The organism is Streptomyces turgidiscabies Car8 (assembly GCF_000331005.1).
Lineage (GTDB): Bacteria > Actinomycetota > Actinomycetes > Streptomycetales > Streptomycetaceae > Streptomyces > Streptomyces turgidiscabies.
Map to the genome: position 1 here is coordinate 1 of NZ_AEJB01000645.1, position 12,289 is coordinate 12,289.

Annotated in this window: 11 protein-coding genes; 2 read left to right on the forward strand and 9 right to left on the reverse strand. The window is 69.5% G+C overall.

From position 1 onward, the window contains the following. Positions 1-15: 15 nt before the first annotated feature. Positions 16-2,613, reverse strand: coding sequence for an aminopeptidase N (pepN, locus tag STRTUCAR8_RS44810; protein WP_006383143.1), 2,598 nt, complete (start codon positions 2,611-2,613; stop codon positions 16-18). A 136-nt stretch (positions 2,614-2,749) separates the two neighbouring features. On the opposite strand from pepN, the gene STRTUCAR8_RS44815 reads away from it, so the two are divergent. Continuing rightward, positions 2,750-3,406 carry a DsbA family protein gene (locus STRTUCAR8_RS44815; RefSeq protein WP_006383144.1) on the forward strand — a complete coding sequence of 219 codons (657 nt, stop codon included), beginning with the start codon at positions 2,750-2,752 and terminating at the stop codon, positions 3,404-3,406. A gap of 13 nt (positions 3,407-3,419) precedes the next feature. Here STRTUCAR8_RS44815 and STRTUCAR8_RS44820 read toward each other — a convergent pair whose 3' ends face one another. The 8 genes from STRTUCAR8_RS44820 to STRTUCAR8_RS44855 form a co-directional block, all read right to left on the reverse strand. Next, on the reverse strand, positions 3,420-3,671 hold the full coding sequence (locus STRTUCAR8_RS44820; protein WP_006383147.1) for a hypothetical protein: 252 nt from the start codon (positions 3,669-3,671) through the stop codon (positions 3,420-3,422). A gap of 254 nt (positions 3,672-3,925) precedes the next feature. Further along, positions 3,926-4,567: a superoxide dismutase gene (locus tag STRTUCAR8_RS44825; protein WP_006383151.1), complete on the reverse strand. Its 642-nt coding sequence runs from the start codon at positions 4,565-4,567 to the stop codon at positions 3,926-3,928. Between the two features lie 119 nt (positions 4,568-4,686). Next, positions 4,687-5,595 (reverse strand): TauD/TfdA dioxygenase family protein, encoded by a 909-nt coding sequence (locus tag STRTUCAR8_RS44830; RefSeq protein WP_006383149.1) that lies wholly within the window; start codon positions 5,593-5,595, stop codon positions 4,687-4,689. Between the two features lie 41 nt (positions 5,596-5,636). Next, positions 5,637-6,971 carry an LLM class flavin-dependent oxidoreductase gene (locus tag STRTUCAR8_RS44835; protein ID WP_006383145.1) on the reverse strand — a complete coding sequence of 445 codons (1,335 nt, stop codon included), beginning with the start codon at positions 6,969-6,971 and terminating at the stop codon, positions 5,637-5,639. Between the two features lie 260 nt (positions 6,972-7,231). Beyond that, complete coding sequence (locus STRTUCAR8_RS44840; protein WP_006383153.1) at positions 7,232-7,948, reverse strand: ABC transporter ATP-binding protein; 717 nt, start codon at positions 7,946-7,948, stop codon at positions 7,232-7,234. Continuing rightward, complete coding sequence (locus tag STRTUCAR8_RS44845) at positions 7,924-8,844, reverse strand: ABC transporter permease (RefSeq protein ID WP_006383152.1); 921 nt, start codon at positions 8,842-8,844, stop codon at positions 7,924-7,926. The genes STRTUCAR8_RS44840 and STRTUCAR8_RS44845 overlap by 25 nt, the downstream gene beginning before the upstream one ends. After that, the gene (locus tag STRTUCAR8_RS44850; RefSeq protein ID WP_006383154.1) at positions 8,841-9,920 is read right to left on the reverse strand and encodes an ABC transporter substrate-binding protein; all 1,080 of its coding nucleotides are present in this window, start codon (positions 9,918-9,920) and stop codon (positions 8,841-8,843) included. The genes STRTUCAR8_RS44845 and STRTUCAR8_RS44850 overlap by 4 nt, the downstream gene beginning before the upstream one ends. A gap of 255 nt (positions 9,921-10,175) precedes the next feature. After that, positions 10,176-11,426 (reverse strand): ROK family transcriptional regulator, encoded by a 1,251-nt coding sequence (locus tag STRTUCAR8_RS44855; RefSeq protein ID WP_044473982.1) that lies wholly within the window; start codon positions 11,424-11,426, stop codon positions 10,176-10,178. 508 nt (positions 11,427-11,934) lie between these two features. Here STRTUCAR8_RS44855 and STRTUCAR8_RS44860 point away from each other — a divergent pair. Next, on the forward strand, positions 11,935-12,289 hold a 355-nt coding region (locus tag STRTUCAR8_RS44860; protein ID WP_044473980.1), incomplete at its 3' end, for a biotin transporter BioY.

The window sequence follows — 12,289 nt, forward strand, 5'->3', positions numbered from 1 at the left end:
CCCGACAACGCACCCCTACTGAGAACCTGCCCCGTCGCAGGCCTGCGCCCGCAGCGCCCGTGCCAGGTCGTCCCGGGACTCCAGGACCAGGCGCCGCAGGGCCGGCGCCGCGTCCGCGTGGGCCGTCAGCCAGGCATCCGTCGCCGCCAGGGTCTCCGGTGAGTCCTGGAGCGACGGGAACAGGCCCAGTACGACGTCCATCCCGATCTGGATCGACCGGTCGGCCCACGTCCGCTCGATCACCTCGAAGTACTTCTCCGCGTACGGCGCGAGAAGCTCCCGCTGCGAACCCTGCACGAAGCCCGAAATCGTGGCCTCGACAAGGGCGTTGGACAGCGCGTCCGACTCGACGACCTGGGCCCACGCCTGTGCCTTGACGGCGGCCGAGGGGCGGCCGGCGAGACAGCGGACCTGGTGACGCTTGCCGGACGCCGTGTCGTCGCGGGCGAGTTCGGCCGCGAGGGCCTTCTCGTCGGCGACGCCGTGCGAGGTCAGCGGTTCCAGGAACGCCCACCGCAGCTCCTGGTCGACGTCGAGGCCGTCGATCTTCCCCGTGCCCTCCAACAGCCCCTGGAGCAGCTGGAGATCGGCCTCGCTGGATGCCACGGCCGCGAAGAAGCGGGCCCACGTCAACTGGTGCTGGCTGCCTGGTTCGGCGAGCCGCAGTTCCTTCAACGCGCCCTCGGCGAGCAGGCGTTCACCGGCCGCCCGCCAGTCGGGGGCCGCGTAGTGGGTGAGCGCGGAGCCCGCCCACGCGTGCAGCATCTGCAGCACGCCGATGTCCGACTCGCGCCCCGCGAACCGCAGCACCAGGTCGACGAAGTCCCGGGCCGGCATCAGCGCGTCCCGCGTCAGGTTCCACAGCGCGGACCAGCACAGGGCGCGGGCGAGCGGGTCCGTGATGTCACCGAGGTGCGCCCGCAGAGTCGCCAACGAGCCCTCGTCGAACCGGATCTTGCAGTACGTCAGGTCGTCGTCGTTGACGAGGACGAGGTCGGGCGCCTCGCTCCCGACCAGCTCACCGACGACGGTGCGGGGCCCGTCGACATCGACCTCGGCACGCGCGTACCGCTCCAACACCCCTTCCGGCGAACGCCGGTAGAGGCCGACAGCCACCCGGTGGGGCCGCAGCTCGGGGTGCGACTCGGCGGCCTCCTGGATCACGGCCAGCTCGGTGATCAGCCCGTCCGCGCTCAACAGCACAGCGGGGGTGAGGGAGTTGACCCCGGCGGTCTGCAGCCACGCCCGCGACCAGGACGCCATGTCCCGCCCGCTGGTCTCCTCCAGCACCGACAGCAGATCACCGAGCCGCGTGTTGCCGTACGCGTGCCGCTTGAAGTACCGCCGCGCACCTTCGAGGAACGCCTCCGGCCCCACGTAGGCGACGAGCTGCTTGAGCACGGAGGCGCCCTTGGCGTACGTGATGCCGTCGAAGTTGAGCTTGGCGTCCTCCAGGTCGCGGATGTCGGCCGTGACGGGGTGCGTGGAGGGGAGCTGGTCGGCGCGGTAGGCCCAGGCCTTGCGGTTGTTGGCGAAGGTGACCCAGCCGCTGGTGAAACGGGTCGCCTCGACGAGCGAGAAGGAGCCCATGAAGTCGGCGAAGGACTCCTTGAGCCACAGGTCGTCCCACCACTCCATGGTGACGAGGTCGCCGAACCACATGTGGGCCATCTCGTGCAGGACGACGTTCGCCCGCCGCTCGTACGCAGCCTGCGTCACCTTCCCGCGGAAGATGAACTCCTCGCGGAACGTGACCAGCCCCGGGTTCTCCATCGCGCCGAGGTTGTACTCGGGCACGAACGCCTGGTCGTACTTCCCGAAGGGGTACGGGTAGTCGAAGTGGTCGTGGAAGAAGTCCAGCCCCTGCTTGGTGACGAGGAAGACGTCGTCGGAGTCGAAGTAGGGGGCGAGACCCTTGCGGCACATGGCGCCGAGGGGGATGTCGAGGGTCGTACCGTCGGCGAACGTACGGGAGTACGAGTCGGTGACGTAGTTATAGGGCCCCGCGAGGATGGTGGTGATGTACGTGGAGATGGGCTTGGTCTCGGCGAACCGCCACACACCGTCGACGAGCTCCCCGACCCCGTTGCTCCACGCGACCCACTCCTGAGGGGCCCGTACCTCGAAGCGGAAGGGGGCCTTCAGGTCGGGCTGCTCGAAGTTGGCGAAGACGCGGCGGGAGTCGGCGGGCTCGTACTGCGTGTACAGATAGACCTCGCCGTCCTCGGGATCGACGAAGCGGTGCAGGCCCTCCCCGGTGCGGGAGTAGGCGCACTGGGCGTCGACGACCAGCTCGTTGTCCGCGGCGAGATCCTCCAGCAGGATGCGCGTGCCGTCGAAGACGGCCCCCGGGTCCAGATCCCGGCCGTTGAGGGAGACGGCGGTCACACTGGGCGCGACAAGATCCGCGAAGCTGGCGGCACCGGGCTCCGCGCACCGGAACCGGATCGTGGTCACGGACCGGAAGGTCCGAGCCCCGCCCCCACCACTCCCGCTTCCGCTCCCCGTGTCGCCCAGGGCGGACCGCACGTCGAGGAACACCTCGTACCCGTCGACGGACAGCAGTGCGGCCCGCTCCCGGGCCTCGTCGCGGGACAGATTCTCACCGGGCACGGAGCGCTCCCTCGATTGTCATCAGTACGGCCGACCAGCACCGATCCTGCCACGCACCACCGACCCCGGGCACCCGGGAATGCGACGGTGGCGGGGAAGTGTTGCCCCTTGAAAGCGCATCTTCTCTAGGAGACCCATGTCCGAGACGAGTTCGACCAAGACCCCCGTCGACTTCTGGTTCGACCCGCTCTGTCCCTGGGCCTGGATGACCTCCCGGTGGGTCCTCGAGGTGGAGAAGGTCCGTGACATCGAGGTCAGCTGGCACATCATGAGCCTGGCCGTGCTCAACGAGGACAAGCTCGACGAGCTGCCCGACGAGTACCGCGAGATGCTCGCGGTGAAGGCGTGGCAGCCGGTGAAGGTCGTGACGGCGGCCTGGCAGAAGCACGGCGCCGACGTCCTCGGTCCCCTCTACACGGCCATGGGCACGCGCATCCACAACGGTGGCGAGGGTCCGACCCTTGAGGCGATAGCCGGCGCCCTGGCCGACGTCGGCCTGCCCGCCGACCTGATCGACTACGCCGAGCAGCAGGACTTCGAGTTCGACGCCGAGCTGCGCGCCTCCCACAAAGAGGGCATCAGCAAGGTCGGCCAGGACGTCGGCACCCCGGTGATCGCGGTCCCCGGCGCCGACGGCGAGCAGATCGCCTTCTTCGGCCCGGTCGTCACCCCCGCCCCGAAGGGCGAGGAGGCCGCCAGGCTGTGGGACGGCACGCTGCTGGTCGCCTCGGTTCCCGGCTTCTACGAGATCAAGCGCTCGCGCACGGCCGGCCCGGACTTCAGCAACCTGTAGGGCGACCGGCCCCTCAGCCCTTGGCCTTGGCTTCCAGTTCGGAGTCCTTACCGGGAGCCTTGGTCTCCGGCTTGGGGAAGGAGCCGCCGTCCTTGTGGTTCCCCAGCCGCTGGAAGCGCAGGCAGCCCTCGCGGGAGCAGCGGTAGTAGGCGCCCAGGCGGGTGTGTTTCGGCTTCTGCCCCGCCACGTACGTCTTCTCCGCGTCGGTGAGTCTGCGGAAATCCTGGACCGTGCCTGCGCAGTTCACGCACCGCATCGACAGCATGTGATCCTCCCGGTGTGGCGGGCTCCGGTGGACTGATGTCCCGGACCCCCGAGAGTAGGTCCGTGCGGGGACGTAGGGAATGGGGCGGCCCCCGCGAGTCATGTCCTCGCGGGGGCCGTCCGTCATTCCGCCTGCCGTCGCGTTCGGTGAGAAGACGATCACGAGGCAGGACGCTTCACCGGGTCGAAACGATCGCAACGACCGAAACGATCGACGCGGTCTGTGCTGCGGGCGCTTCGGTCTGCGCGATCCGCTCAGGGCGCCAACAGCAGTACATCCGTACGGGACTTGGCGGCCTCGTAACGCCGCGCCACGTCCTGCCAGTTGACGACGGCCCACATCGCGTCGATGAAGTCGACCTTCTGGTTCCGGTACTGGAGATAGAAGGCGTGCTCCCAGGCGTCGAAGACCAGGATCGGGGTGGCGCCCTGACCGGCGTTGCCCTGGTGGTCGTAGACCTGCTCGACGATCAGCCGTCCGCTGAGCGGCTCGTGGGCGAGGACGCCCCAGCCCGAACCCTGGGTCGTGGCCGCCGCCTTGGTCAGCTGCGCCTTGAAGCCGGCGAACGAACCGAAGGACTCGGCGATGGCGTCCGCGAGCTCACCGACGCCGTCCTTTTCGAGGGGCTCGCCGCCGCCGTCGCCCGTCATGTTGTGCCAGTAGACGCTGTGCAGGATGTGGCCGGAGAGATGGAAGGCGAGGTTCTTCTCCAGGCCGTTGATCGACCCCCACGACTCCTTGTCGCGAGCCTCCGCGAGCTGCTCCAACGTGTCGTTGGCGCCCTTCACATACGCCGCGTGGTGCTTGTCGTGGTGCAGCTCGATGATCTCGGGGCTGATCACGGGCGCGAGCGCCGAGTAGTCGTACGGCAGCTCAGGGAGCGTGTAGACGGGCATGCGGGGGTCCCCTCGACCTCTTATTGCACATTACTTGCAACTACACGCTAGCAACAAAAAGACCCTCGTGTGCAGGGCACGAGGGTCTTTTCCGGGAGAAGCGCAGGGAACAGGGCGGTCTAGGACTGCGAGACGGTGGCGACCGACGTGTAGTGCGAGGCGTCACCCGTGATCGAGTAGCTCTCCTTGCCCTCGATACCGACCGGGATGTCACCGGCGATGGTCACCCGGTGCAGACGGCGCGGCAGGCCGTTGTAGTTGTCGACGGCGTAGTGCTGAGTGATGCGGTTGTCGAAGAGGACGAGCTGGTTCGGCGACCAGCGGTGGCGCAGGACGTTCTCCGGGCGGGTGACATACGCCTGCAGCAGATCCAGGATCTTGCGGGACTCGGCGGCCGACAGACCGACGATCCGCTGCGCGAACCCGCCGATGAACAGCCCGCGTTCGCCGGTCAGAGGGTGGACGCGGACGACCGGGTGGGCCGTGCGGAACGTGATGGACGTGAACTGGGCGCGCTGGGCGGCCAGTTCCTCGTCGAGGGTCTCGTCCGGCACCGCGTAGTCGTAGTCGTTGGTGTGCTCGGCCCACAGGCTGTCGGCCAACTTCCGCAGGGGTTCCGGCAGATCACGGTAGGCGGCGGCCGAACTGGCGATGAGGGTCTCGCCGCCGTACGGCGGGACCGTGATGCTGCGCAGGGTGCTGGCCTGCGGCGGGTTGAGGACGAAGGTGACGTCCGTGTGCCAGTGGTTGGCGGCGCGGCCCCGCTCACTGTCGACGGGAAGGACGTTCGCGGCGCCGTCGACGGACGGCACGGTCGGGTGGGCGGTGGTCAGCTCGCCGAAGTGGCGGACGAAGGCCTGCTGGCCCTCGTCGTCGAGGTTCACCTCGTCGAAGACCAGGGCCTTGTGGACGCCCAGAGCCTCCCGGAGGGTGGCGACCTGCTCCTTGTCGAGGGGCTTGGAGATGTCCACGCCGGACACTCGGGCGCCGATGTTCGCGGTGACCTTCTGGATTTCGATGCCGGACATGTGCGGATCCTTTCGGGAGTGAAAATAAGGGGGGCGAGCTGTCAGACGAGAGCGGGCGCGGCGTACTGGTTCGCGGGGCGCGGGAGGCCGTACGTCTCGCGGAGGGTGCTGCGGGGCCCGTACTCGCGGCGGAGCAGTCCGCGGGCGCGCAGGATCGGGACGACGTGGTCGACGAACGCGTCGAGACCGGAGGGCAGTACGGCGGGCATGATGTTGAAGCCGTCGGCGGCACCCCGCGTGAACCAGGTCTCGATCTCGTCGGCGACCTGCTCGGGCGTACCGGCGAAGGTGAGATGCCCGCGCCCGCCGCCGAGCCGCCCGATGAGCTGCCGCACGGTGAGGCGCTCGCGCCGGGCCAGCTCGACGACGAGCGTGTAGCGGCTCTTTGCGCCCTCGATCGCGCTCTCGGGCGGCAGGTCCGCCGGCAACAGGCCGTCCAACTCCAGGGTCCCACTGGGCAGTTGCAGCAGGCTCTCCAGACGGTCCACCCCGTGCGTGTACACGATGTGGTCCTCCAGGACCTGCTCGTTCGCCAGTGCCTCGGCCTCCGTGGAGCCGAGCACCGGGACGATGCCGGGCAGCACCTTGATGTGGTCGGGGTCCCGACCGGCCGCCGCCGTACGGGACTTGAGGTCGGCGTAGAAGGCCTGCGCGTCCTCGACGGTCTGCTGGGCGGTGAACACGGCCTCCGCGTACCGGGCCGCGAACGCCTTGCCGTCCTCGCTCGACCCCGCCTGCACCAGCAGCGGGTAACCCTGCGGCGAACGCGGCACGTTGAGGGCACCCTCGACGCTGAAGTACGTCCCCCGGTGACGCGGCGGATGGACCTTCGCGTCGTCGCCCCAGACGCCGGTCGCCTTGTCGCCGACGATCGCGTCGTCCTCCCAGCTGTCCCAGAGCTTGAGGGCGACATCGAGGAACTCGGCGGCCCGGGCGTACCGCTGGGCATGGGCGGGCTCCGCGTCGAGCCCGAAGTTACGGGCGGCCTCGGCACCGGCGGTGGTGACGATGTTCCAGCCCGCCCGGCCCCCGCTGATGATGTCGAGCGACGCGAACTTCCGGGCCAGGTTGTAGGGCGAGTTGTAGGACGTGGAGGCGGTGGCGATCAGCCCGATGTGCGTGGTCGCCGTCGCCAGCGCCGTCAGCAGGGTGAGCGGCTCCAGCGAACCCGCGGGACGCTGAGCCAGGTTGCCCCACAACTGCGGCCCGTCGGCGAGGAACAGCGAGTCAAAAGTGCCCCGTTCGGCGGTCCGGGCGAGCCGCACATAGTGGTCCAGCTCGACATGGGCGTACGGATCACTCTCGGGAAGCCGCCAGGAGGCCTCGTGGTGACCGGTGTTCATGAGGAAGGCGTTGAGGTGGAGGCGACGGGTCATGGTGGTTCCTTTGCTTACGAGTGTGAGCGCGGACTATCGATCCGGGCAGCCAGGCCGCTTCCGTGCGGTGCTTTTCGTCGGCGGGCCGGGTATCTCGTCCCGTTCCGTGCGGTGCCTGTCGACGCGGGCCCAGGCAAATTCAGCCCGTTGGGGGTCCCCCCTCTGGGGGAGCTTGAGGACGAGGCCCCTTCAGGGCCGAAGCGGGGGCCTGGGGGCGGCAGCCCCCAGCAGACGGTCACCCCCATCGACGGAGTCACCCCTCACCGGACGTCCGACGTCACGCCCAACGCCCCGAGCAACAACCCCCTGTACTCACCGCGAGCCGCCGCCTCCCGGTCGATCGCCAGATCGAGACCGATCCGCCCCTCCTCCAGCACCAGCACCCGTTCGGCGAGAGCCACCGCCTCGTCCACGTCGTGCGTGACGAGGAGCACGGACGGCCGGTGCCGCTCCCACAGCTCCCTCAGCAGACCGTGCATCCTGATCCGTGTGAGCGCGTCCAGCGCACCGAACGGCTCGTCGGCGAGCAGCAGTTCGGGCTCCCGGACCAACGACCGTGCCAGCGCGGCCCGTTGCGCCTCGCCGCCGGACAACTCGCTGGGCCAGGCGCGTTCGCGGCCCTTCAGCCCGACCTCCGCGAGAGCCTCCCGGCCCTTCGCCGCGGCCTCCTTGCCGTCCGTCCCCAGCAGTACGTTGTCCAGCACCCGCCGCCAGGGCAGCAGGCGCGAGTCCTGGAAGACCACCGACACCCGCTCGGGGGCGCTGAGCCGCCCACTGCCCTCGACCTCGTGGTCGAGGCCCGCGACCGCCCGCAGCAAGGTGCTCTTGCCCGAGCCGCTGTGCCCGAGCAGGGCTGTGAACTGCCCGGCCGGGATGTCGAGATCGATGCCGTCGAGGACTGTGCGTCTTCCGAAAGACCGGGTCAGACCCCGGAGTTGGACGGCGGGCCGGGTCAGTTGCTCAGCGTGCGTCGCCATGACAGCACCCTCCGTTCGATGAGACGGACCGCGCTGTCGGACACCAGGCCGAAGACGCCGTAGACGGCGAGGCCGACGAGGATGACGTCGCTCTGGCCGTAGTTCTGGGCCTGGAACATCAGGTAGCCGAGTCCGTTGGTGGCGTTGATCTGCTCCAGGACGACCAGCCCCAGCCAGGAACCGGTCACCCCGAGCCGCAGACCGACGAAGAAGCCGGGCAACGCGCCGGGAATGACGATCTGCCGGACGAACTGGAGCCTCGACAGGCCCTGTACCTCGGCGAGTTCGACGAAGCGGCTGTCGATGCCGGCGAGCGCGGCATGTGTGTTCAGGTAGATCGGGATGTAGACGACGATGGCGATGATCGCGATCTTGAACGTCTCGCCGATGCCCAGCCAGAGGATGAACAGCGGGATCAGGCCCAGGGTCGGGATCGCCCGGTTGAGCTGCACCGTCCCGTCGATCAGCGCCTCGCCGACCCTGCTGAGGCCGGCCGCCAGGGCGAGGACGATGCCTGCGGTCAGCCCGATCGCGAAGCCGGAGGCGGCCCGCCGCAGCGAGGTCAGGATGTCCTCGGGGAGGGTCCCGTCGGTCCACAGGTGGACGCCGGTCCGCAGCACGGTCCAGGGGGCCGGGACCGCGGCCGGGTCGAGCTGTCCGGCGGCGGAGGCCACGGCCCACAGGGCGATGACGAGGGCGGGACCGATGAGCTGGGCGGCGGGCAGACGCCTGCCGGGGGAGAGCCGACGCCGCCGCCGGACCTGTGAACGCTCTTGGCCGGCGACGAACACGACAGCGGGTTTGGACGCGGACGCGGACGCGGACGCCGGCGTAGACGCGGACGTGGATGTTGCCGCTGCTGTTGTCGCTGACGTTGTCGTGGTCACGGCGGTCACCTCCGGTACTCCGCGGCCACGGACTTCGCCGCGATGCCCTCGAAGCGATGGTCGAAGAGGGAGCTCACGTCGAACTCCTTCACGAAGCCGCCCTCCGCGAGCAGATCCGCGGTCTCCTGCTCCCACTTGATCGCCTCGGCCCAACTCGGCGGGAACAACGGCTTGTTGGCGAGCTTCGTGATCGCCTGCGCCTGGGGGAGGGTCAGGTTCTGCGTCTTCACGTAGAACTCCTCGTTCCAGCGGTCGGGGTTCTCGTACGCCCACACCTGGCCCTTGGCCCAGTACGGGATGTACGCGGCGATCGCGGCGGCCTTCGCGGAGTCGTTCAGCACGGAGACCGGTGCCCACAGCAGGTTGAGCAGGTCGACCACGTCCGTCTCGAAGGCGCGGGCGCCCTTGGCGCCGTACTGCTGCAGATAGGCGGGCGCCTGGCTGTTGGCCAGCGGCGCGATGTCCACCTGGCCCGACTGCAGGGCGGTGAAGAACTGGTTGCTGGTCAGCGGGACGAGCGTGACCTCGTCGTACGCGAGCCCCGCCTGCTTCAACGCCCGCAGGAGGACGACGCCCTGGGCCTGCCCCTGCGAGAAGGCGAGCTTCTTTCCCCGGAAGTCAGCGACCGTGCGGATGTCGCTGCCGGGCTTGGTGGCGAACAGGTAGTTCGGCTTACGGGTGACGTTGATCGCGACGATCTTCGTGTCGTACCCCTGGTAGTGCGCCTGGATCGGCGGGATGCCCGCGTTGTTGGCGACGTCGAGGGAGCCCGCACGAAAGGCGTTGATGACGTCGGGGCCGGCACCGATGTTCGCCCAGGCCGACACCTTGAACGGCAGGTCGCCCAACTTGCCCAGCTTCAACTGGAGTTGCTGGGTGCCCAGATACGAGGAGATCTTCAGACTCGTACCGGCCGGAACCCTGTCGGCGAGCGGGGCGGTCGAGGCGCCCTTGGCGTCGGCGGAGGCACTCGCGGCGCAGCCGCTCAACCCGGCGACACCGGCGGCGGCGCCGAACAGGGACGAGAGAAAGAGCCGTCGGTCGACACCGGGCACGGGAGGAGAAGGCACGGGAGAAGAAGGCATGGGAGGACTCCGTGAGTTCGGAAGGCAGAAACACATGCGGAATTCAAGGCGCGAGACGGCCCGGAAAAGGAATTCACGCAAGGAAGAACGGAGAGCGCAGACTTGCGCAGAAAGAAATGAGCACTTCACACGCGGCAACGTGTCAGCAACAGTGGCGACGTGTCAGCAACAAAGGGTGCGACAGCTCACGAACGGGCTCATGAACAGGATGTTCCCGGTCATGCATGCCCCCTGTCAACATTCGGAGTTTCTGAATTAAATACCCTGAGGTGAAGTGGCCAGCGGATCCCGGTACACCACGTCGAGCGCCACCGAACCACCTGCCACGGCGAGTACGGAATCCGGGAAACTCGTCGGCACGACAGAGGCCGCGCGATCTGACCCGACCCCTTCGCGCAATGCGGCGAGGCAGTCCTCGCGGTGAATGACCCCGATCTCGGTCACCACCACCGTCTCCGGATTCAGTACGTCGAGCAGCAACCGCGCCGCCCGCCCCACGGCACCTGCCCGCCGCACCAGCAGCCCTACGGCGACCGGATCGCCCCCGGCCGCCGCCGCGACCACATGCATGGGGTTCGTGCCCTTGCCGATGCCCGCCTCCCGGGCCCGCCGGCACAGCGTCCGCTCGCTCAACTCGGCCTGCAGGCAGCCCGTACGCCCGCACTCGCACACCTCCGTACCGCCCGGCACCGGCAGATGGGCGATGTCGCCGGCCCGGGAGCGCGGCCCGTGGTGCACCTCGTCGTTGGTCGCGAACGCCGCGTCGACCATGTTGCCGACGAACAGATGCAGCACGCTCCCGCTGCCCCGCGTCGGCCCGAACAGCCGCTCCGCGTTGACCAACGCCCGCGCGTGACCGTCCACATGGACCGGCAGCCCGGTGCGGGCACCGAGCATTTCCCGCACCGCCACGTCCCGCCAGCCCAGCAGAGGGTGCTCGACGACGGTCCCGGACTCCCGGTCCACCCAGCCGCCCACCGCCACACCGACACCGAGGGTCCGGCAGCCGGGCATGCCGTCCAGCAGCGCCCTCAGCCCGTCCGCGGCCCGTGCAAGCACCCACCCCGGATCGGTGCGCTCGTGCTTCAGCTCACGCCGGGCGACCACCCGGCCGCGTAGGTCCAGCAGCGCGACCGTCGTGTACGGCACGGCCACATGGACCCCGGCGACCACGAACCGCGAGGCGTCCAGGACGACGGGGACATGCGGGCGCCCCACCCCGTTCGACCGCCGGGGCGCGGCCTCCTCGCGGATCAGACCGAGTTCCGCGAACCGCGCGCAGTAGTCCGTCACCGACGCCGGCGACAGCCCGGTCAGCCGGGCGATGGTGCTGCGCGCCACGGGCCCGTGCTCGAGCACGGACCGCAGAACGACACTCGCACTCGTCCTGCGCCGATCGGAATCGGCGGCACGAGGCACCCGCGAGGAGGGGCGGGAAAGAGAGGGGGAGGGAGGAGGGGAAGGAGAGCGGGAGGGAAGGGTGGTGGGTGCCGAGGCACGGGGCATGGCGATCATCCTCGGGGAACGGGTCCGACACTGCGCCGTCTCAAGAGGACTCGGGGAGCCGTGAAGGCCGGGGAGTCCTGTGGAGCGAGACGCGCCGGAGCCGCCTCACCCGGGGCGGCGACAGGTGGCCGTGCCCACGCGTCGCAGGTCGACATGGCGACGCGACGAGAAGTACCGGGACTGGGCGACCATGAACCCGAAGCTAGCAAAACGGCCCGCCCCTGCCCAGGCGGCGACCGACGGGCGAGACGGCACCCGTCCGGCCCCGTCTCCGCCCGGCGGCCCGATTGGCGGAACCCTACAGAGCGCGCCCACCGTGTCTCCGTAGCCCACACCACCTCACCACCGTGACCGGCATCACGCCGTACCAGGTGTAACACCCACTGTTTGTCCGGAGCCCACCAAGCCGCCGCCGATCCCTTTGTCGAGCGCTGACGGTGATCGGCCCGAGGGCGCTGGGATAGCGTCGCGATGTCCCTTGCCGCCCACACATCCTCGCGGAGTCCCCATGGCAACCGCCGTCGCCCCCGCCCGCCCCGGCCAGGTCCTCGCCGACCTGCTCCCCGCCTCCCGCGTCCGGGACGCCGCGCTCGTGCTCGGCGGTGCCGCGCTCACCGGGATCGCCGCCCAGATCGCCGTCCCCGTGCCCGGCTCGCCGGTGCCGGTGACCGGGCAGACCTTCGCCGCGCTCCTCGTCGGCACCGCGCTCGGCGCCGGTCGCGGCCTCGCCGCCCTCGTCGTCTACGCCCTGGCCGGACTGGCGGGCGTGCCGTGGTTCGCGGAGGGCGACTCGGGCACGTCGGTGTCCTTCGGCTACATCCTCGGCATGCTGCTCGCGTCGGCCGCCGTGGGCGCGCTGGCCC